The organism is Paenibacillus sp. MZ03-122A (assembly GCF_024213325.1).
Taxonomy (GTDB): Bacteria; Bacillota; Bacilli; order Paenibacillales; family Paenibacillaceae; genus Paenibacillus; species Paenibacillus polymyxa_B.
On record NZ_JANAVI010000002.1, the window covers coordinates 639,029 to 662,242 of the forward strand.

Consider the following 23,214-nt stretch of genomic DNA (forward strand, 5'->3'; position numbering starts at 1 on the left):
GGATGGGGAGTGCAAGTTGAAAAAAACAGGATCTGTGTTGGCCGCTACCTTGGTAGCCGCATTGCTAATCCAGCCTTCTGACGGATATGCCAAAAGCATGAGTGAAATCAATTCGCAGCTGAACCAATTGGAAAAGCAGGCCCAATCTGCCAAGCAACAACAGAAAAAGGCTGCTCAAGATAAACAGTATGCCCAACATTACAAAAATAAAACCGTGCAAAACCTCAAAATTGTGCTTGCTCAGATTAACAGCGTCAGTGATCAGCTGACTCGTGTTGCGGTTCAGATTGATCAAACGGAAGATAATCTGCGTGCGACCAAAAAAGATTTAGCCGAGGCCATTGATCGTATCCAGTCACGGGAAAAAATGCTGGAAACCCGTGTGCGCTTGATGTATACGGATGGAACCGTCTCATATATGGACGTGCTGATGTCTTCGTCCAGTTTTAGTGACTTTCTCAGCCGGGTAGATTCCCTGAAAACGATCGTGGAGCAGGATCAAATCCTGTTGGACGAGCATAAAAAGGACAAGGCACTGGTCGTAAGCAAGAAGAAACAGCTGGACACGGAATATAAAAATGCTAAGAAGCTGTATGCGCTCAAGCAGGACGCCAAAGCAGAACTGAATTCGAAGGAAAAAGAGAAGCAAAGACTGATTTCCAATTACGATCATGATATTGCTGAGTCAGATGAAATCAGCGAAGAGCAAAATGACATGCTGGTAGCACTCGCTAACAAACGTGTGGGTCTGGTGCAGGAGAAGAACAAGCTTAGAGCGGAGCAGGCTGCCAAAGCCGCACGCGCTAGAGCGGCTGCACGTGCGGCTGAAGCCAAACGATATGCATCTTCATCCTCAGGCGCCGCCTCAAATTCAAGCCATGCGGCAGCCAGTACGTATACAGGTGGAACGGGCACATTGGCTTCACCTGTATCCCATTACCGACTCTCATCTACTTTTGGCATGCGGGTACATCCGATTACTGGCAAGCTTAAAGGCCACACAGGTGTTGATATGGCGGCTCCGCAGGGAACCGATATTCATGCAGCCGAAGATGGTGTTGTCATTGTTGCCGAATGGTGGAGTGGCTATGGAAACACAGTTGTGATTGACCATGGAGACGGACTATGGACCCTATACGGACACATTCGCAATGGCGGTACGGTGGTTCATACCGGGCAGACTGTGAAACGGGGTCAAAAAATTGCAGAAGTTGGTTCGACGGGCAATTCCACAGGACCTCACTGTCATTTTGAGGTGCGCGAAAATAACAAACCTGTAAATCCGATGAACTATTTATAGTAGATAAGGTAAGCCCTATTTATAGCCATTACGGTTGTAGATAGGGCTTTGCTGTAATGGTTAATATCCGATGAAGAACATGTGCATTGAGACACCGAGTAGGATACAATTAACATATTCCGTACAAGCTAGACGTATACTTCGTGGATGGATATGCGTTGTAAGGCAATAGGATACAAGATAATGAGAAGGCGGTGGACGATTAGATGTTGAAAAAAAGTACAGCGATACTCTTGATGGTGATCGGGCTGCTTGGCGGCAGTCTGCTCACTTTTGCCTATACTGGAACGACTACAGTAGGGAACAGCGCTCTGGGCGAAGGACTGCTGGCGAGTGTGACAGGTAGCAGTTCTACCTCCAGAAGTGATATCCGCAAAATTGAGACGGCGATGGACTTGATTCAGGGACAATATTATCAGGATGTGGATCGTACCAAGCTGGTGGATGGCGCCATCAATGGTATGATGGAGTCGCTCGGTGACCCGTATTCCTCTTATATGGGTAAAGAAACTGCACAACAATTCGAGCAATCCATAGAAGGTTCCTTTACCGGGATCGGAGCCGAAGTAGCGGCCGAAAACGGGAAAGTAGTTGTAGTCACGCCAATTAAAGGCTCCCCGGCTGAAAAGGCAGGGTTACGCTCTAAGGATATTATTTTGTCTGTTAATGGTGAAACACTGGACGGATTGGATCTAAACAAGGCCGTTTCCAAAATTCGTGGACCTAAAGGCAGTCAGGCGAAAGTCAAAATTCAGCGCAGTGGCTCTCCTGATCCGCTCGAATACACGATTACCCGTGACAACATTGATATGGAAACTGTAACGGCTCATATGGAAAGCGACGGTGTAGGCGTCATCACGATCACCCAGTTCTCCTTGAATACAGCAGAACGCTTCAAGGAAGAGTTAGCGAAGCTCGAAAAACAAGGGCTTAAAGGGCTCGTCATTGACGTGCGTAATAACCCGGGCGGCGTGCTTTCCGTCGTCATTGATATTGCACAGCAATTTGTACCTTCTGGCAAAACGATTGTACAAGTGGAAGACAAGAATCAGAAGCGTGAAGAAGAGAAATCCAAAGGTTCACGCAAAAATTATCCTGTGACTTTGCTAATGAATAAAGGTAGCGCAAGTGCATCCGAAATTCTGGCAGGTGCTCTCCAGCAATCAGCGGGTGCCGTGTTGATCGGGGAAAATTCCTTTGGTAAAGGTACTGTACAAACCAGCTATGACAAACAAATGGGTGACGGTAGCCTGCTCAAAATCACGATTGCCAAATGGTTAACGCCAAATGGAACGTGGATTCATAAAAAAGGGATTAAGCCGAATATCGCGGTGGAACAGCCTGAATACTTCACAGCAGCACCGTTGAACAAGGAAAAGTCCCTGAAATACAATATGAATAGCAGTGATGTGAAAAATGCACAAATCATTCTACAAGGCTTGGGTTACAACCCAGGTCGCGAGGATGGCTATTTTGACAAAGTAACTGAAAGCTCTGTTATTGCTTTTCAAAAACAAGCGAAGCTGACGGCTAGCGGCATCATTGATGCGAAGACAGCAGCAGCGATGGAAGCCAAGCTGATTGAGAAAATTCGTGATCCGAAAAATGATAATCAACTCAAGCAGGGGATTGAAGAGATTCGGAAGGAAATGAAGACAAGCGTAGCGAAATAATAGTGAGGCTACAACAAGGGGGCTGGAAACAGCCTCCTTTTATATTGGGATTTATTTGCAGTCTGTCGGTTTGTCTTCCCTACGTTGGCAATTTCATATAGAATAAATGGATATGAAATGTACGTGATCCGCTATACAGCGGGCCAGGGGCATAAGGAGTGTGAATGGACTTGGAATGGGCATTACAATGGGGATGGAGCGTCTTAAATGCTTGCTTGTACCTGCTTTTGCAGCCGTTTTATTATATCTCAATACTCATTGTAGCACTTGGTTATCGTCGGCAAATGCTGCTGGAGCGCAAGCTATTTCATACCAAAATGCATAGCTGGGCTTCAGAGACCTGGCGTGTCGTATGGAGTGGTTTGCTTGCTGGAATGGCGCTATCTGCTCTGGGAATGTTCGTCAGCGTGCATCTGAACTCGGCTTCCATCGTATGCCTGTGGGTAGCGACATTACTGCTCATGCTGGTACGCGTCCGTTACCTGTGTCTCGCTTATTCGGTAGGTCTGCTAGGTGTGGTTCAATTTTTCCTAAACGTGGCCAGTGGCTGGCAACCTGGAGGAGCGCTCGGAACATCAGTAGTAGCTATCCGCGGATTGGATATTCCAGCACTGTTGGTGTTGGTCGCCGTGCTGCATGTGGCTGAGGCGCTGTTGGTTCGCTGGCAAGGGGGGAAGGCGGCCACTCCGCTGTTTGTCGAGGGCAAACGGGGAAGATTGGTTGGCGGCTATCGTATGGAAGACCTCTGGCCCATTCCGTTGTTGTTGCTGGTACCGACCCAGGGAGGATTTACGCTTCCCTGGACACCTTTGTTCGGCGGCGATGCCGGAACCGGGTATATGCTGGCAGCCTTGCCAGTCCTGATGGGCTTCAGCAGCGTGACGCTAGGCCAGCTACCACGACAGAAGGCGGTACTTACTTCGAACCGTTTGCTCCTGTACAGTGTGGCTTTACTTCTGCTGAGCTTGCTGGCTGCATGGTGGAGTCCGCTGATATTGTTAGCAGCGTTATTCTCCTTTCTGGCTCATGAGGCGCTGATCTGGTATGGTAATATAGAGGAAAGTCGTCTTAGCCCGTTGTTTGTCCATCCGGAGCAAGGGATGCGTGTTCTCGCTGTGCTGCCAGACAGTCCGGCGACAGCCATGGGCATACTGCCGGGCGAGGCCATTTACCGCGTGAATGGGATTGTTGTGAATACCCGTGCCGAGTTACACCAGGCCTTGCGGATCAACTCTGCTTTTTGTAAGCTGGAGGTACGCAATCTGCAGGGCGAGAGCAAGTTTGTGCAGCGAGGCATGTACGATGGCGATCATCACCAGCTAGGGGTTGTGCTTGCACCTGATGCAGACGCGAGCTGGGCCGTATCCATACAGCCAGCCTCCATCTACCGGATTGTTGCCATGCACATAGGCGCACGCCAACGTAAAGCTGGACAGGCATCGCAGGCAGAGAAGGCACATTTGGATACCGTGGACAAATAGATGTTACAACAAGAGGGTAGCCATTATTTGATTAGAGTCGAATAAGGCTACGCTCTTTTTATATGCCGACAGTAGCCTGCTTGAAATCAATATTCTGATCGGTATACAATGAATATGTAATAAGAAGCGTTGATGAACCGAATGCCTATCATGTGTGTCAAGCAGGGAGAGGAAAAGATGAACGCGATCCACTTTATTCGAGAGTACATCAGGCATCCACGCAGCGTAGGCGCTGTTATACCCAGCTCAAGACAGTTGGCCAAACAAATTGCCACACCGATTTACTTTGACAAAGCATCGTGCATTATTGAATATGGTGCAGGAACCGGTGTGTTTACGCAAGAGTTGATTTTGAACAAGCGTCCAGAAACGCTACTTTTAGTGATTGAAGCTAATGAATCGTTTTACAAAACGCTACAAAGCAAGTACGGACACTTGGAGAGGGTACACATTATTCATGGATCGGCTGAGCATGTAGCTCAGTATATACGACAGTATGAGGTCCCAAAGGTGGATTATGTCGTGTCAGGGCTCCCTTTCACCAGCTTGCCCGCTGCATTATCCAGCCTCATTTTGGGACAAACGGCTGAGGTTTTGGGCCAGGAAGGCAAATTTATTACGTTCCAGTACAGCAAGGTCAAACACAATTTTTTTCGCACCTTTTTTGCTGACATTCAGATTAAAAAGGTAAACTGCAATGTCCCGCCCGCTTATGTGTTCACTTGCAGCCTGTAACCTTGCAGCTATGTAGAGGATTAGAATAAATACGAATGTGAATATACGGATGATTATGAGAAGACTTGGTCAGCGTCATTAAAATGCTGAAACGGTCTTTTTTTGTTGTACACTTTCATAGATATATAAGATAAGGGGATATGTTAAAAAGCAAAATTCATTTAAGGAATCATATTTTAAAATGGGGCTTAACCTATATATTACATAAGATGGAACCCGCTAGATTTTTGTAAGATTCATGATAAATCTGAACTTTTGTTAAAGGAGATTTATATATGGTAAAACCGTTGATATTCATGCGTTGGTGTGAGTACTATAAGTTAAGTGACCGTGAGACGGATTTTGTATCTTTTTTTATGATGAATTTCTCGGCTGCCCGTTCAGGCAATCAACCGAAGCTTAGGGAGCAGTTTGTTGAAATTCAGAAAAAAACCTTTCCTGAATACCCGTTTGATATTACCCCGGAAGAACTGGATTACTCCAAATTCGAAGGCTTGATGAAGCAAGTGCTGAAAATTCATTTTGACACGGCCGAGCTGTTGTACTCCTTCTATCTCCAAAAGCTGTGCGCGCCTTTGGCAGAATACATTTTATCCACTGGAGAATCAGAGCCTGCACGCATCTATTATAAGCTTATTCAAAAGGATAAAGTGCGCTAGGGAAGACGAGTGTGGATGAGCAAGAGCTATTGGGATACTCAAGCTATATGGTTATTTAAGAAATTAATACTAGCTAATTAAAATAATAGTTAAAAATGTCAATATACCTTTGTGTTAAGGTAATATTATAAATCCAGTTTCAAAGAAAGAGGGTGTTGTTTTCGGCTGGAACATTTCAAGCACGGATATGACGCTGCAACGGAACGATAAGCTCGTTTGGGGACAGGGAAGGGGCCTTAAAGCCTCAAGGAGGGGCATTCGTATGGGTGCCGCTCTTTTTAAATTGAAGGGAGGAAGCGGCATGAAGGCGAAAAATAGTAGTAGTATTTGGTCCAAACGTTCCAAATGGCTGCCTGTCGTCATGGCATGCACGATTATAGTAGGGGGTGCTCTACCGACTCCAACTGTAGTTCACGGTCAAACGGCAAAGACTGTTACCATTAAAGTCGATACATCCAAGGATCGTAAGCCTATTAGCCCTTATATTTACGGTACGAATCAGGAGTTGTCAGGCGATGAGAATCTGACTGCCAGACGACTTGGTGGCAATCGAATGACCGGATATAACTGGGAAAACAATATGTCCAATGCAGGAAGCGACTGGATGCAGTCCAGTGATAGCTATTTATGCGACAACGCCGGATTGACAAAAGCCGAATGTGAAAAGCCAGGTGCGGTGGCAACCTCGTTTCACGATCAATCGCTGAAGCAGGGCACATATTCTTTAGTCACACTGCCGATGGCCGGTTATGTGGCCAAGGATGGAAACGGAAGTGTGCAGGAAAGCGAAAAGGCTCCTTCCGCTCGGTGGAATGAGGTCGTAAACGCTAAAAATGCACCGTTTCAATTGCAGCCTGATCTGAAAGACAATCAGGTTTATGCGGATGAATTCGTCAACTTTTTAGTGAAAAAGTATGGCTCTGCTTCAACAAAAACAGGTGTGAAAGGATACTCGCTCGACAATGAACCCGCTCTCTGGTCGCATACGCATCCGCGCATTCATGGTGAAAAGGTCGGAGCGAAAGAGTTGGTAGAGCGGTCGGTAAGTTTATCCAAAGCCGTTAAGGCGGTTGACGCGGGTGCGGAAATTTTTGGGCCCGTTCTTTACGGTTTTGGCGCCTATAAAGATCTTCAAACTGCACCTGATTGGAACTCTGTAAAAGGCAACTACAGCTGGTTCGTGGACTATTACCTCGATCAAATGCGCCTCAGCTCGCAAGCCGAAGGCAAGAGATTGCTGGATGTTTTCGATGTGCACTGGTATCCCGAAGCGATGGGTGGAGGCATACGAATTACGAATGAGGTAGGCAATGACGAAACGAAGACAGCCAGAATGCAGGCGCCTCGTACCTTGTGGGACCCGACCTACAAGGAAGATAGCTGGATCGCTCAATGGAACAGTGAATTCTTGCCTTTACTGCCTCGATTAAAGCAGTCGGTGAATCAGTATTACCCGGGAACCAAGCTGGCTTTGACTGAGTATAGCTATGGCGGCGAAAATGATATTTCCGGCGGTATCGCTATGACTGATGTGTTAGGCATCTTGGGCAAAAACGATGTTTATATGGCAAACTACTGGAAGTTAAAGGATGGTGCCAACAACTACGTTAGTGCCGCTTACAAGCTTTACCGCAATTATGACGGAAAAAGCTCTACTTTCGGTGATATCAGCGTTAATGCGCAAACGTCGGATATTGTTAATAGCTCGGTGCATGCTTCCGTAACGGATGCATCCTACAAAGAACTGCACCTCGTTGTCATGAATAAAAGCATGGACAGTGCATTCGACGCCCAATTTGATCTTTCCGGTGAGACGACTTACGGTTCCGGTAAAGTATGGGGCTTCGACAAAAATAGCTCGCAAATTAAAGAAGCAGCGCCAATTACGCAAATTTCAGGCAACCGCTTTACCTATACAGTACCGCCTTTGACGGCTTATCACATCGTCTTGACTGTTGGCAATGATACGTCTGTGCCACCTGTGGAAGGTCCTGAAAGCTTTGCGCTGAGGGCTGAGGCTGGCGATGGGAAAGTCGATTTATCCTGGGACGCTTCCAGCGGAGTTGTAAGTTACAGTGTACAGCGGGCAACGTATGAAAACGGTCCTTTTGCTGCTGTAGCATCCAACTTGGTCGAAACGTCTTATACGGATACGAACGTAACGAACGGCACTTCTTATTATTATAAAATAACCGCACTAACAAAGGCGGGAACGAGCGAATCCAATGTTTTGAAAGCGGTTCCGCGAACGCCTGTAGACGGACCGGATCGCTATGAAGCCGAAGATGGCACGCTGAAGGGAACCATTGTGGAATCCAGCGGAACCGGCTTCTCCGGTACTGGTTATGTAACTAATTTCCACAATGCAGGGGATTCCCTGACGATGACGATCCAGGCAGAGGCGGCAGGCTTGTACAATCTTACAATCGGCTACCGTTCGCCTCATGATGACAAACGTACGAATTTCTCTTTAAACGGCAAAGCGTCTGGCGAGCTGGTACTTTGGAAATCGGCTGATTTTAAAGAAACCTCCGGTGGTAAGGTTCTTTTGAATGCAGGGGCGAACACGATCGGTTTTGAAACAGGCTGGGGCTGGTATGATATCGACTACGTCAAGCTGGAGCCAGCTGCTGACCGTCCACCACATGCGGTAACCAAAACGCTCACCAATCCGAATGCGACGGTAGAAGCAAGAGCATTGATGAACTATCTGGTTGATCAATACGGGAAGAATATGCTTTCCGGTCAAGAGGAAATAACCGAAATTGATTGGCTTCAAGCCAATGTAGGTAAAAAGCCGGCTATTGCAGCGCTTGACCTGATCGACTATTCGCCAAGTAGAGCGGAACACGGTCTTAGTTCCACAGAGACGGAAAAGGCGATTGAATGGGATAAGCAAGGGGGAATTGTTACCTTTGTATGGCACTGGAACGCGCCGAAAGGTCTGATCGATACGCAGGGAAAAGAATGGTGGAGAGGCTTCTATGCCGATTCGACTACATTCGATATAGAATATGCGATGAATCATCCAGAGTCCGAAGATTATAAATTGCTTATTCGCGACATCGATGTGATTGCAGGGCAATTGAAGAAGTTGCAGGATGCGAAAGTTCCTGTCCTGTTCCGTCCTTTGCACGAAGCGGAAGGCAAATGGTTTTGGTGGGGCGCTAAAGGTCCTGAGCCTGTTAAAAAATTGTATATTTTGATGTACGATCGTTTGTCTAATGTGCACAAATTGAACAATCTGATCTGGGTCTGGAACTCTGTTGCTCCCGACTGGTATCCAGGGGATGAGTATGTGGATATTTTGAGCTTCGACTCTTATCCGCAAGCAGGCGACTACAACCCGCAAATTGCAAAATACGAAGACCTTGTTACGTTGGGTAAGGACAAAAAGTTAGTTGCCATGAGCGAAAACGGACCTATCCCGGACCCTGATCTGATGAAGGCGTATCAAGCCCATTGGAGCTGGTTCGCTACATGGTATGGGGATTTCTTGAGAGACGGCAAACAAAACAGTCTTGAGCATCTGAAAAAAGTGTATAATCATCCGAACGTCATTACGCTTGAAAAGCTCCCGACTAACTTAAAAACGTATGGTATTACCGAGCAGCCATCAGTACCGGGCAGCTTCACGCTGAACGCAGCGGGTGAAACGGCGAAAGTAAAGCTGAGCTGGACAGCATCGGCGAATGCGGCAAGCTATGAAGTGAAGCGTTCGACGGCTGAAAACGGCGCTTTCGCCACAGTAGCGAGCGATGTATACGGAAGCAGCTACATCGACACAGCCGTAACGGCAGACACGATGTACTATTACCAAGTCGTAGCGAAGAACGATGCAGGTCAAACGGTTTCGAACACGGCTAGCGCAGCACCGAAAGCGGATACTCAACAGCCGACAACGGGACTGGTGCTCCAGTATCGCACAGCGGATACAAATGTGAACGACAATCACTTGAACCCGCATTTCCAAATTGTAAACAAAGGTACAACCTCCGTACCGATCAACGAGTTGAAAATTCGCTACTACTACACGATCGACGGCGATCGTGCGCAGACATTCAACTGCGACTATGCGACGCTGAGCTGCTCGAAACTGAATGGTAAGCTGGTTAAAATGGATAAAGCTGTAGGAGGCGCTGATTATTATTTGGAAGTCAGCTTCAACTCGGATGCAGGCGTGTTAGCACCTGGAGGAAGCACAGGCGGAATTCAAACCCGTATTCATAAAGCAGACTGGTCGAACTATAACGAAAGTGACGATTACTCGTATAAAGGAACGCAGACTTCATTCGCCGATCATACGAAAGCTACGTTGTATCATAATGGCGTACTTGTTTGGGGAACAGAACCGGTAGCTAATTAAGACAGGTGTCCATCGTTGAAGTGAGCAGGGGATTTAGTACCCACCTGCTCATTTTTTTTTGCACAAAAATCCTTCAAGAGATATGTTTGATTATTATATTCAAGTTTAAGAAATCACGAACTAAAATTGCCTTATAATGCTATAAGAGACGGAAAATATAATTTTTTTAAGTAGAAAGAGAGGGATTGGAATGAAACATACACCTACGATCCGCTCAAAGATAGAGACAGAACTAAAGCAAAGGGGGCATACATTTAGCAGCTTCAGTAAAGTATCTGGAATTAACCGTGGTATATTTAGCACCATGCTTAACAGTAACCCACCCAAGCCGATCTCGGTTCGGCAGATGGACTTAATTACCAAGGCATTGGGATATCCCGAAGGCTGGTTGTATGAGTTATACATAGATGAATGCTTTTATGAAGGAAAAGGACACTGGAAACGGATTAAGCCTTTTTTATTACGTTGTGTAGAGTTAGGGAGGGAAGACTGTATCCAAAAGGTACTGTCAAGACTAACCGAGGACTTGTCCTATGTACCGACGATATTTGATCTTGCAGAAGAACTACACGAAGCAGGGAAGAAAAAGGAGTCTATCCCCTTTTACGAGTGTGTAATAGAGAATGAGAGATATTACCACTCGGAGCGGTTGGCAATTTGCCAGTATCGTTTGTTTTGTTGTTCTCTGAATACTGACTTGGATAATAATCGGCAAGCAACTATAAAGTTTGCACCGTTTGGGAAGAATCTACCCGAGAATTACCAACTAGACGCGTTGTTAAAATTGACTAATGTATATTTCCAATTTTATGATTATGAGGCGGCTATACACTATGCGAAGGAACTTGAGGTACTGGTCACAAGCATTTATTGGCATCAAGCCCAAGCGAGGGCTAAGAATCGTGAAGTTATACGTTTAAATACAGAAAGACATCTAATCGTTTATTATGGTCAAGCCTATTTAATGCAGGGAAATTCCTTAGAAAAACAAGGACTATTTGAAGCGGCTATGAAGTTCATACCTTACTATGAAAATCTAACTGGATTTGAAGGTCTAGATGAGATTGGAATGATAGAGGCACAGAAATTCGAAATATGGGGAAAAGCAAATCGTTTGAATTTAGAAATTTTGATGGGGGATACGGCTAGTTTGCCTGCCTATGTTGAACTTATTAGAAATAATCCACAGGAAATATTACTCGGGCTATTGACTATTATAGAATCGGCCAATCATTACAGTTACTCAGTAGACGAAACTCTGGCTCTTTTTGCTGAGAATATTAATGAATTTAGGGAGCTACGTACAAATATTTCGTATTATCATACAAATAATGATCTGCTGACATATTCTCGTTTTTTTCTGGAGCTTAGTCGATACTATTTTAGTAAAGGAAGCTATACCGAGGCGATAGACAGTATGCTGATTAGTTTAAAAGCCTCCTCAGAGTTAAACGATAAGAATTACTATATCAAGTCCATCACGCTATTGTTTGAGAAGTATAAGGATCACTCGACCGAAGAACAACGGACAGAATATAAAAAAGTGATACAAGCAGTGGAAATTAGTATGAGGCAAATGACCTCTTAGAGCAAAAAAGGGCTATGTTTCTCTACCTAGAGTAGAAGAACACACAGCTCTTTTCATTTTTCGCGCATGTTAATCGAGTGAAATTTACTATTCCTCATGTGTATCAGGGGTGTCGGAGTTACTCTCCAAAAGCTCGCTTTGTGAAGAGGTGAATAGTTCCTTCAATATGCGATAAGCTTTATTTTGCCCCGCTTCATTCTGCTGGGAAAGTATATGAATGCATTCCCAAATCCAGGGCTGGCTTTTGAGTTCCTCATATGGATTATAGTCAAAAAATGCAAATACGTTTGTGTTCAGCGCCTCTGCTATTTTCTCCAGTGTTTTGATCTGCACATTGACCTCACCGCGCTCCAACTTGCCGATATAGGAACCTGTTGAATCGGATGCTTCTGCTAACTGTTCTTGTGTAATACCCCGCAATTTTCGAAATTGACGGATTTTCGTTCCTAATAGTTTCGTTGTTTCCATAGACACCCACACTCCTATAGTATGAGTGTAGACAAAGCTAGATTAAGCGTGGAGGTAATTAAATTGCCTTAATTATTCGATATTTAGTTCTTGTAAGAACTATTTTAATAAACATCAAATTCCATAATATAATAAAACAGTGTAGAAAAGGGGTTGACCATCATCCAATTTATTCATATAATTTCTAGTATATTGTAATTGATTGTCGAGGAGGGTGATTTTTTAAAATCATCTGAATACGCCGGGGGTGTTTTTGTTGGAAAATGCAACCACGATTCGTTCGGAAATTGAGAAAGAACTAAAACTTGGTGGCTACACTTTTAATAGTTTTGGACAAGCTACGGGTCTTAACCGGGGCATATTTAGTGCTATGCTTAACGGGAATCCGCCTAAACCTATCTCCGTAAGACAAATGGACTTGATTACTAAAGCGTTTAATTATCCAGAGGGCTGGTTGTATGACCTGTATGTGGATGAATGTTTTTATGATGGAAGACCTCATTGGAAAAGAGTTAAGCCGTTCCTTATACGCTGTGTTGAAGTAGGAAATCTGAGGTGTGTGGAGAAAGTGCTATCTCGATTAATGGAGGATCTTAATCACATCCCTACAATTTTTGCTTTGGCAGAGGAGTTATACGAAGGTGGGAAGCTGCAAGAGGCAATTCCATTCTATGAATGTGTCATTGAAAATGAAAAGTATCAGCATTCTGAGAGATTGGCGATAAGCCATTATAAATTGTTTCGTGCAAGAATTGGAGAGAATACTGAATTAAATCTAAAGGCGGCTATACGATTTGAACCTTTTCGTTTTCGGTTGCCAGAGTGCCATCAATTAGACGGATTGTTGCATCTAACAAATATATATTCTTCACTACATAAATGGCAAGAAACAATTACACACAGCGATGAGCTTTGGGAACAATCTAAAATTATATATGAAGAAGAAAATAAAAGAAGGGCTCGGAAAAACAGGAATTATGTACCGATAAAGACCGAGCGACATTTAGTAGTATATTATGGGCAAGGATTACTTATGAAAGCTTATGCCTTACAAAAAATTGGCGACTATGAGAATGCAAAAAAAATCGTTGCTGAGTATGCCGATCTAAGTTGGTTTGAGGGTTTAAACACCGTTGGGAAAAGAGAAGTGGAAAAGTTTAAGGTATGGTCTATGGGGAACTCTTATACACTTGATTTACTATTAGGAGATACGTCTGTGCTCCCTCAATATGTAAACTTATTAGAGAACAATAATGATGAGATATTACCCGGTCTTGTGAATATTTTAGAATCGGCTAATAGAAATTTCTTCTCAGTTGACAGTATTTTGGATCGGTTTATCCAATATATTGATATTTTTAGAAATACTCAGGATGTAATATTTATGGATGATTATTATAATTTTAATTTCCAACTAGCCATTTATTATAGACGAAATAAGAGATACAAGGATGCAATAAATGCTAATTTACAATGTATACAGATATCATTCTTTCTTAAAAATGTAGAGAGTTTCGCCCAAAGTATGGTTTTATTCGAAAATAATAGAGCTTTATGTGACGAAGGACAAATTGAGATTTATAAGTCTATTATTAAGGAGGTGTGCAAAGATGAGGAAGGTTTTACTTTCACTTTTGCTTTCTCTAATAGTAGTCAGTAATATCGGGGTTCTGTCTTCTTTCCATGATATTATAGTTAGTAATAATTCTCATATTTCAGTTTCTAGTCATGGTAGAGGCGGGTGAAATTCAATAGTGCTGTTCACTTCCAGGTGAGTTTCAAGGGAGTTTTCCAAGTAAATAGATGGATCAAAAAGCCAGCCTTACTGAGGCTGGTTTTTTGATTCATCCCGTTAAAGGGATGAATTGGGTTTTATTATATTTTTAACCTGTAGGGAAGGTATCAGCTTGTAAACTAATGTAAATACCACACCGAACAGGAGGTTTATTGATGTGAAATGGAAACAATTGGAGGAATGCATCGAAGAAAAGCGGAAGGAACTAAATGATTTGGCGAATGAGGTGGGATTGAAGGATCGGCGGGTGTTAATCAAGTCCATGGAGTTGGATCGACTCCTTAATAAATATAGTGACTGGAAATATAGCTATCGTAGACAACAGAGCATACCCCAAAGTTCACAAATGCAAGAGAAGCAACACGAGCTTGTCCTATCTTATTGATTTTCAAGTATCATGACAAGATAAACCTAACTTCACCAGGGCTTCTAATACATAGTGGGATATAGAATAAACAAAATAATCTCTATTGCATCTCGTACGCCGCTCTTATCCACGTTGTTCGTACAGTTTATTGTTCTGCGTCTACATCAGAGGGGAAGCCATGTAACATGAAGATATGTATCAAAAAAACCTCCCGATTCACGTTACTGCGTGACTCAGGAGGTTTTTGGGTTTTACTGTTGAAGCTGGCGTAGTACGGTGATTTCGACACGGCGGTTTTTTTGTCGTCCAGCTTCGGTACTATTGTCACCAACCGGTCGGGTATCTGCATAACCCGCATACTGAAATCCTGAGGGTGAAAGTTGCTCTCTGTCGAGAAAGAATCGGAGTACAGATAGTGCCCGTGCGCCGGAAAGCTCCCAGTTATCCTTATACGTCGATGAGTTCGAGGAGCGCGTGAACGGAATGTTGTCCGTATGGCCCTCAATGCTAATCGGTGTTTTCAAATCTCGAAACAGACTGGCCAACTTGGATAGCGTGTTGGCAGAGCCTTGCTTGAGTGCAGCTCTACCTTGATCGAATAAAAAGCGGTCATTTAGCGTGATGACAATACCACGCGGCTGATCTGACACGAAAATCTGGTTTTCCAGTTTGTTGTCCGTAATATATTCTTGAATGACACCCATTAAATTTTGCAGCTCTTTTTCCTGCGTGCGGAATGCTTGTTCACGTTCGGTGAGCTTTGTCGATCCAGCTTCCTTTTTATCGGCTGCTGGTTGCTTGGTCGTGGGTGGATTCTTGCTGGTGTAACGATCGGCAGTACCTGTAATGCCCGAGCCTTGCTCCAAAATAGAATCTCCCTTGTGGAACGTATCCTGGAGGGATTGAACAACGACATCGTATTTTTTAGCATCCAGACTACTCATGGCATACATCACAACGAAAAATATGAGCAGCAGGGTGATCAGATCGGCATAGGTAATCATCCAGCGGTCACGATGGTCTCCGCCGCCTCCTTGACCCCCACGGCGCTTACCGCGCGCTCTCATGGAAGTCCTCCTTTGGAGAAGCGTCCTCTGTGCGTGAGCGACGAGGCGGTTTGCGATCTATATTTTGCTCTGAGCGGATAAAGAACTCCAACTTTTTGCGTACAAGCTTTGGATTCTCTCCGTTTTGGATAGCCAAAATACCTTGCAGCAGCAAATCCATAGTGATAATTTCACTCTCACTGGCAGCTCTTATTTTGGATGCGATGGGCAGGAAGATCAGATTAGCGCTAGCAACGCCATATAGTGTTGCGATAAAAGCAACAGCAATGGACGGACCAAGCGCAGTAGGCTCGGTCAGGCTGCCCAGTACATGGATCAGGCCCATGACAGTACCGATAATCCCCATCGTAGGGGCATAACCGCCTGCGGATTCAAATATTTTGGCGTATCCTTCATGTTTGTGTTCAATGGCATCTAACTCAAGCTCTAAAATCTGTTTGATCTGCTCCTGCTCGGTGCCGTCGATGACCAACTGAAGACCTTCACGCAAAAATGCATTCGGATGCTCTGATGAAGTACGCTCTAGCGCAAGCACACCGGATCGGCGTGAGGTGGTAGCCATGGAAACCAAATCTTCTATATATTGCTTCGTAGGATTGTCCTCACGGCTAAATGCCATCCGTAGGGCGGTGGGGATCGTCTTCAGCTTGGAAGCTGGGTAGCTGATCACAACTGCGGCGAAAGTTCCCCCAAATACAATGAGAGCCGATGTACCTTGAAGCAGCCCTGTAAATTCGCCGCCTTCCCATAAGAAGCCACCGATTAATGCTATGATTCCGGCGATGATGCCCAATACGATGGTGATATCCAAAATTTAATTCACTCCTATTCAAGACTTATCGTTTGCATCCATGGTAAGAAAGAGGTATAATACGGGAACAAACATTCTTATCTAACCATATTTCCCAAGTATCATTGCTCGGGAAATATCGACATAGAGTTACAGGTAAAGACGTTAAAGCTCGACTGGTGTAAAATCATGATGTTTCCATTTTAGACGATAAGGGTGATGCAGGGCAATGAGTGATATCGTTGTTAGCGATAAGACTTTTGAAATTCAGTCGGAATTCCAACCTCAAGGCGATCAGCCTCAGGCCATTTTTGAATTGGTAGAGGGAATTGCAGAAGGAAAGAAGCATCAAACGCTATTGGGTGCTACGGGAACAGGTAAGACGTTTACCATCGCACAGACCATTGCCAAGTTGAATCGGCCTACGCTGGTTATTGCACATAATAAGACTTTGGCTGCTCAACTGGCGAGTGAGTTTAAAGAATTTTTTCCGAATAACTCAGTCGATTATTTTGTCAGCTACTATGATTACTATCAACCGGAAGCATACATCCCGTCTTCCGATACGTATATTGAGAAGGATTCCAGCATTAATGAGGAGATTGATAAACTTCGCCACTCAGCGACAAGCTCTCTGTTTGAGCGTCGTGACGTTATTATTGTAGCGAGTGTCTCCTGCATTTATGGTTTGGGTTCCCCGAAAGAATATTCAAGCCTGCTGCTTTCGCTTAGAGTCGGCATGGAGAAACCCCGCAATCAGATTTTGTCCCGCTTGGTCGATATTCAATATCAGCGGAACGATATCAACTTCGTGCGGGGTACTTTCCGTGTACGGGGGGATGTTGTGGAGATATTCCCGGCTTCCCATGGGGAACACGCTATACGTGTAGAACTGTTCGGGGATGAAATTGAACGAATTACCGAGATTAATGTGCTTACGGGTGAATTGATCGGTGAACGTGATCATATTGCCATTTTCCCGGCATCTCACTTCGTTACTCATGAGGATACGATGAAGGTAGCATTGGTCAACATTGAACGTGAGCTTGAAGAGCGATTAGCGGAGTTGAAGGAGCAAGGGAAGCTCTTAGAGGCACAACGTTTGGAACAACGTACCCGCTATGATATCGAGATGATGAAAGAGGTTGGCTTTTGTTCCGGCGTCGAGAATTATTCAGGTCCACTGACATTCCGCGAGCGAGGTGCGACACCATATACACTGATGGATTATTTCCCGGATGATATGCTGATCGTCATTGACGAGTCCCATGTTACGTTGCCGCAGATTCGTGCCATGTATAATGGTGACCAAGCACGTAAGAATGTACTGGTGGAACATGGTTTCCGTTTGCCATCCGCATTGGATAATCGCCCGTTGAAGTTTGAAGAGTTCGAGGACAAGGTAAGTCAGATCATCTATGTATCGGCTACTCCAGGACCCTATGAGATGGAGAAATGCGAAACGATGGTACAGCAGATTATTCGTCCTACCGGGCTTCTTGATCCGATTATTGAGGTGCGTCCGAGCAAGGGGCAGATTGACGATCTCATTAGTGAGATACGGCTTCGCATAGAACGTGAAGAACGGGTACTGGTGACCACACTTACGAAGAAGATGTCTGAAGATTTGACTGACTATTTAAAAGAAGTAGGCATCAAGGTTCGGTATATGCACTCCGAAATTAAGACGTTGGAGCGGATGGCTATTTTGCGGGATCTTCGTCTAGGGACCTTCGACGTGCTAATCGGGATCAACTTGTTGCGGGAAGGCCTCGATTTGCCGGAAGTATCGCTGGTCGCGATTTTGGATGCGGACAAAGAAGGCTTCCTGCGTTCTGAGCGCTCTCTGATTCAGACGATCGGACGGGCAGCACGGAACAGTGACGGTCGTGTTATTATGTACGGCGATAAGATTACCGATTCTATGGATAAAGCGATAAAGGAAACGGAACGTCGTCGTGCGATCCAAATTCAGTATAATGAAGAACATGGGATTACCCCGCAAACCATCCGTAAAAAGATTCGTGATGTTATTGAAGCAACCAAGGTGGCAGAGTCTAAGAATGATTACCTTCCTAATGAGACGGGTAAACTTTCCAAGAAGGAGCGTCAATCACTCATTCAGCGTCTGGAAGCAGAGATGAAAGACGCCGCCAAGAACCTACAGTTCGAGCGGGCAGCCGAGCTGCGTGACGCTTTGCTGGAGTTACGAGCTGATTAAACATTGAGAATAAGCTAGAAGCAAAACATATGAAAATAAAATGTTTGATTGCTTTGCTTTTAAAAATAGTGAGGGCGGCCTATGTGGTCGTTCTCTTTGCGATATATCACTTCCATGGGATAATCCAATGCGATATAGCATGACGTGAACTACGGCTAAGGAGATGAAACATTTGGCGAATGAAAGCATCATCATCAAAGGCGCACGCGCGCATAATCTCAAAAATATTGACGTGACAATTCCACGGGACAAGTTCGTCGTCCTGACAGGGCTTAGCGGCTCAGGTAAATCGTCACTGGCTTTCGATACGATCTATGCAGAAGGGCAGCGGCGGTATGTGGAATCTTTATCTGCGTATGCCCGCCAATTCCTCGGGCAAATGGAGAAACCAGACGTTGATTCGATTGACGGTCTGTCTCCTGCCATTTCCATTGACCAAAAAACGACAAGTCGGAATCCGCGTTCTACTGTCGGAACGGTTACCGAAATCTATGACTACCTACGGTTGTTGTTTGCTCGGGTGGGTCATCCTCATTGTCCTGAACATGGCATTGAAATTACTTCACAGACCGTTGAACAGATGGTAGACCGCATTTTGCAGTATCCTGAAAAGACAAGACTTCAGATTTTGGCTCCATTGGTATCCGGCCGCAAAGGTGAACATAAAACACTGTTCACGGATATAGCCAAGCAGGGTTTTGTACGGGTACGTGTGAATGGAGAACTACGTGAATTGTCTGAGAAGATTGAGCTGGAAAAGAACAAGAAGCACTCGATTGAAGTGGTCGTAGACCGCATCGTAGTCAAGGAAGATGTGCGTGCGCGTCTGTCTGACTCTATTGAGACGGCACTGAATCTTTCAGGTGGGCAGTTGCTTGTAGACATTATGGGGCAAGAGGAGTTGCGTTTCAGCTCCAACTTTGCATGTCCTATTTGTGGATTCAGCATAGATGAACTGTCTCCAAGAATGTTTTCCTTTAATAGTCCGTTTGGCGCTTGTCCAGATTGTGATGGGTTAGGAGTTAAAATGGTAGTTGACCCTGATCTGCTCATTCCCGATCCTGAAAAAAGTGTGGAGGATGGAGCGTTTCAGGCTTGGAGTGGTGGAACTTCCACTTATTATCCTCAATTTTTACAGTCAGTATGCGAGCACTACGGTATTCCGCAGGACATTCCTGTTAGTCAATTGACGACAGAGCAAATGAACCTCATTTTACATGGAACGGGAGAGCAGAAGATCCGTTTCCGCTATGAGAATGATTTTGGTCAACGTAAGGAAGCCTATGTGACCTTTGAGGGGATTATCCCCAATCTGGAGCGTCGTTATCGTGATACGGCTTCTGAAGGTATACGTGAATTTATTGAAGGCTTTATGAGTGCAAAGCCATGTAACACCTGTAAGGGACACCGACTGAAAAAAGAAAGTCTGTCGGTAACCATTCAAGAGCGTAATATAGCTTTTGTGACAGCTTTGTCTATCGGTGAAGCCTCAAACTTTTTCCATACACTGGAGCTGAGTGAGAAGGAGAAGTCGATTGCCAATCTCATTTTAAAAGAAATTAACAGCCGTCTGGGATTCCTCGTTAACGTTGGTCTGGAATACCTGACTTTAAGCCGTGCGGCAGGCACGTTGTCAGGCGGTGAAGCACAGCGCATCCGACTGGCGACACAGATCGGGTCCAGTCTGATGGGTGTGCTTTATATTTTGGACGAGCCTAGTATCGGTCTTCATCAGCGAGATAATGACCGTCTGATAAGTGCTTTGGAGCATATGCGGAATCTCGGCAATACGTTGATTGTGGTGGAGCATGACGAAGATACGATGATGGCGGCGGACTATATCATTGATATTGGGCCAGGAGCTGGAATCCATGGTGGGATGATCATGTCGCAGGGGACTCCACAGGAAGTTATGGAAGACCCGAATTCCTTAACCGGGCAGTATTTGAGCGGACGCAAGTTCATTCCGGTCAATACCGAGCGGCGCAAGCCTGCTGATAAGTGGCTGGAGATTCGCGGAGCCAAGGAGAACAATCTCAAAAATGTGAATGTCAAAATTCCGTTGGGTGTTTTCTCAGCTGTTACTGGTGTATCCGGCTCTGGAAAATCGACACTGGTCAACGAAATTTTGTACAAAACGTTAGCGCGTGATCTAAACCGGGCGAGAGTACGTCCAGGACAGCATAAAGAAATTCGCGGGCTAGAACATATCGAAAAGGTTGTTGAGATCGATCAATCGCCAATTGGCCGTACACCGCGTTCCAATCCTGCAACGTATACTGGTGTATTTGATGATATCCGTGATTTATTCTCGCAGACGAACGAGGCCAAAGTACGAGGCTACAAGAAAGGCCGCTTTAGCTTTAACGTTAAGGGAGGCCGTTGTGAAGCTTGTAGAGGCGACGGTATCATCAAGATTGAGATGCATTTTCTGCCGGATGTGTATGTTCCATGCGAAGTGTGCAAAGGCAAGCGTTATAACCGGGAGACCCTGGAGGTTAAATACAAAGGGAAAAGTATTGCCGATGTGCTGGAGATGACGGTTGAGGATGCAACGGAGTTTTTTGAAAATATTCCGAAGATTCATCGCAAGATCCAGACGCTGATGGATGTAGGATTGGGGTATATCAAGCTGGGTCAGCCTGCGACTACCTTGTCTGGCGGTGAAGCACAGCGTGTGAAGCTGGCCTCCGAATTGTATCGTCGTAGCACAGGCAAAACCATTTATATTTTGGACGAGCCGACAACCGGTCTGCATGTTCACGATATTGACCGATTATTGACGGTGCTGCATCGTTTGGTTGATTCAGGAGAGACGGTGCTGGTTATTGAGCATAATCTGGATGTGATTAAAACAGCCGATTATCTGATTGATTTGGGACCGGAAGGCGGAAGCGGCGGTGGAACGATCTTGGCTACCGGGACACCGGAGCAACTCGTTAGAGTCGAAGAATCCTATACAGGTCGATACTTAAAGCCGATCCTTGAACGGGATACCCAGCGTAGTCAATCGCTTCAGACAGTCGATCTATAAATACCATTTAACGTATGATTTAAAAACCCTGCACAGGCAGGAAGGCAGAATACGAACTAGTGTATTGATGCCTTCGTCTTGCAGGGTTTTATTTTTTTTGTAAAAAAAGAAAACTTTTATCAAATTCCTGCGTTAAAGCATGTGACACATAGTTTACCAAGCGCTGGAATAATAAATCTATACGTATATTCATCGACAGAAAGTCTCTGAGTAGTCTCTAAATTTTGGAGTTTTGGATGTTTAGGCTCGGGCTTGAAGAGGTAAATATATAATTTATGATTACTTAGCATCATACGGAGTTCCGTGCCCGCGTGACAACCATTACAAGTTGAAGCGAAACCGTCTGTAGTTTTATCACATCTAAGGTTCATACAACATCTTTGAGGAAGTCATGAAGGGAGCTGGAACGCTTGAAGATTAAGCAAAGTAGAGTTTTACGTACACGTGTATATTCATGGGCAGCAGGAGCTGCTTTGGCGGCATGTTTGATGGGTTATAGTGCTGCACCGTCCTATGCCTCCGAGGTGTCTGAGGCGTTTGCGCCCAAACAAGCCGAAATCGAAACAAGTGCAGCAATTGGCAGTATTAAGGATTTAGAAAACGCTCATGATTACATTCAACCCGCAGCGAATGGTGGGTTTTTAATGCTGAACGTCGAGGACGATACAGAAGCAAGTGTAGTACACGTCACATATGGCAAGCTGGACAGTTCTGTGGAGGCTGTATGGAAACATCAGCAGGACCTGAACGTACAACCCGGAACAAGCAGCAGGGGAGTCCAGCGGGAGACATCGGATAGGGGCTTGCTGTTTCTGATTGATTATACAAAACCGAACGGAATACGAGATTTGCAGGCTTCACGATTGGACGAGGATGGAAACACCTTGTGGTCCAAAACATTACCCACAGATGGCTTGATATCTCATGGGCAGGATTCTCAGGTTGGTTTGGAGACATTGGAGGATGGCGGTTTCCTGGTCTCCTATCTAAACCTTGCTGAGCAGTCCTTCACTGTACTCAAATACACTGAAACTGGCGATCTACAATGGAATCGAACGACGGCCGGAGTGACCTCGGGTTGGCTGGTCGGCAGTCACAATGGATATTATGCGCTTTTGAATAGCTCAGATGGTCCCGTTGGGGTACAAGCAGATGTATATGGTCGCGATATTCGTGACATCCATCTGGACTTAGGATCAGGTAAAGAAATTGCCGCAGTACGTGAGTTGCCGAGCGGTCATATTGCTGTAACAGGGCTTAAAGGAAACAGCAAGCGTACACAGGTGCTTAGTAATGGTCTACAATTATTTAGTAATACAGAGGACTATGCGGCTGACCGGGTGTATCTGCCTGAGGAGCAGTTGTATGTCCAGTTCAGTGATCAATATGATCCACTGGGTAAAACCACGAAGATGCATGGCATCACCATTACAGGCCTGAAAGGAAACGGTACGAAGGTGTGGGAAACGAGGACTCATTATAAGGAGGATAATTCCTTCGGCATCCGTTACGATACGGGATTGATATACAAGATACCTTCAGGCTACGTGGTGGTGACATCTACAACAGGAGCTCATAAGCCAACAGTACTGGATTTTGCGAAAATATTGATACCGGAGTAATCCGGTGTCTTTTTTTGTGAAATTGAGGGGAACGATATTGCGAGGTTG

The 23,214-nt window shown here is 45.0% G+C and carries 15 protein-coding genes; 12 read left to right on the forward strand and 3 right to left on the reverse strand.

What is annotated here, in order from left to right; all coding sequences use genetic code 11:
- The first annotated feature begins 16 nt into the window (after positions 1–16).
- The 7 genes from NLX74_RS06895 to NLX74_RS06925 all read left to right on the forward strand — a co-directional run bounded on the left by NLX74_RS06895 (position 17) and on the right by NLX74_RS06925 (position 11,802).
- On the forward strand, positions 17–1,300 hold the full coding sequence (locus tag NLX74_RS06895) for a M23 family metallopeptidase (RefSeq protein WP_254328304.1): 1,284 nt from the start codon (positions 17–19) through the stop codon (positions 1,298–1,300).
- Positions 1,301–1,506: 206 nt separating this feature from the next.
- A complete protein-coding gene (locus NLX74_RS06900) occupies positions 1,507–2,973 on the forward strand; it encodes a S41 family peptidase (protein ID WP_061829953.1) in 1,467 nt (488 codons plus the stop codon).
- A gap of 164 nt (positions 2,974–3,137) precedes the next feature.
- Positions 3,138–4,454, forward strand: a complete 1,317-nt coding sequence (locus NLX74_RS06905; protein ID WP_254328305.1) for a PDZ domain-containing protein — start codon at positions 3,138–3,140, stop codon at positions 4,452–4,454.
- Between the two features lie 177 nt (positions 4,455–4,631).
- A complete protein-coding gene (locus NLX74_RS06910; RefSeq protein ID WP_023990616.1) occupies positions 4,632–5,189 on the forward strand; it encodes a class I SAM-dependent methyltransferase in 558 nt (185 codons plus the stop codon).
- Positions 5,190–5,464: 275 nt separating this feature from the next.
- The gene (locus NLX74_RS06915) at positions 5,465–5,848 is read left to right on the forward strand and encodes a hypothetical protein (RefSeq protein WP_029514546.1); all 384 of its coding nucleotides are present in this window, start codon (positions 5,465–5,467) and stop codon (positions 5,846–5,848) included.
- A 301-nt stretch (positions 5,849–6,149) separates the two neighbouring features.
- Positions 6,150–10,214, forward strand: coding sequence for a glycosyl hydrolase (locus NLX74_RS06920; protein ID WP_254328306.1), 4,065 nt, complete (start codon positions 6,150–6,152; stop codon positions 10,212–10,214).
- A 190-nt stretch (positions 10,215–10,404) separates the two neighbouring features.
- Positions 10,405–11,802, forward strand: coding sequence for a DNA-binding protein (locus NLX74_RS06925; protein ID WP_254328307.1), 1,398 nt, complete (start codon positions 10,405–10,407; stop codon positions 11,800–11,802).
- 87 nt (positions 11,803–11,889) lie between these two features.
- Here the strand turns inward: NLX74_RS06925 and NLX74_RS06930 are convergent, their stop codons facing one another.
- The gene (locus NLX74_RS06930; RefSeq protein ID WP_254328308.1) at positions 11,890–12,270 is read right to left on the reverse strand and encodes a helix-turn-helix domain-containing protein; all 381 of its coding nucleotides are present in this window, start codon (positions 12,268–12,270) and stop codon (positions 11,890–11,892) included.
- Between the two features lie 256 nt (positions 12,271–12,526).
- On the opposite strand from NLX74_RS06930, the gene NLX74_RS06935 reads away from it, so the two are divergent.
- A complete protein-coding gene (locus NLX74_RS06935; protein ID WP_254328309.1) occupies positions 12,527–13,930 on the forward strand; it encodes a DNA-binding protein in 1,404 nt (467 codons plus the stop codon).
- 292 nt (positions 13,931–14,222) lie between these two features.
- Complete coding sequence (locus NLX74_RS06940; RefSeq protein WP_235306458.1) at positions 14,223–14,450, forward strand: Spo0E family sporulation regulatory protein-aspartic acid phosphatase; 228 nt, start codon at positions 14,223–14,225, stop codon at positions 14,448–14,450.
- A 233-nt stretch (positions 14,451–14,683) separates the two neighbouring features.
- Here NLX74_RS06940 and NLX74_RS06945 read toward each other — a convergent pair whose 3' ends face one another.
- Positions 14,684–15,499, reverse strand: coding sequence for a flagellar motor protein MotB (locus tag NLX74_RS06945; RefSeq protein WP_013312222.1), 816 nt, complete (start codon positions 15,497–15,499; stop codon positions 14,684–14,686).
- Positions 15,483–16,310, reverse strand: a complete 828-nt coding sequence (locus tag NLX74_RS06950; protein WP_254328310.1) for a flagellar motor protein — start codon at positions 16,308–16,310, stop codon at positions 15,483–15,485. The genes NLX74_RS06945 and NLX74_RS06950 overlap by 17 nt, the downstream gene beginning before the upstream one ends.
- A 208-nt stretch (positions 16,311–16,518) precedes the next feature.
- On the opposite strand from NLX74_RS06950, the gene uvrB reads away from it, so the two are divergent.
- From uvrB to NLX74_RS06965, 3 genes are all read left to right on the forward strand, one after another.
- Positions 16,519–18,510 (forward strand): excinuclease ABC subunit UvrB, encoded by a 1,992-nt coding sequence (gene uvrB, locus NLX74_RS06955; RefSeq protein WP_061829965.1) that lies wholly within the window; start codon positions 16,519–16,521, stop codon positions 18,508–18,510.
- Between the two features lie 172 nt (positions 18,511–18,682).
- Positions 18,683–21,544 (forward strand): excinuclease ABC subunit UvrA, encoded by a 2,862-nt coding sequence (gene uvrA, locus NLX74_RS06960; protein ID WP_235306455.1) that lies wholly within the window; start codon positions 18,683–18,685, stop codon positions 21,542–21,544.
- A gap of 410 nt (positions 21,545–21,954) precedes the next feature.
- Complete coding sequence (locus tag NLX74_RS06965; protein ID WP_254328311.1) at positions 21,955–23,166, forward strand: hypothetical protein; 1,212 nt, start codon at positions 21,955–21,957, stop codon at positions 23,164–23,166.
- Positions 23,167–23,214 lie beyond the last annotated feature (48 nt).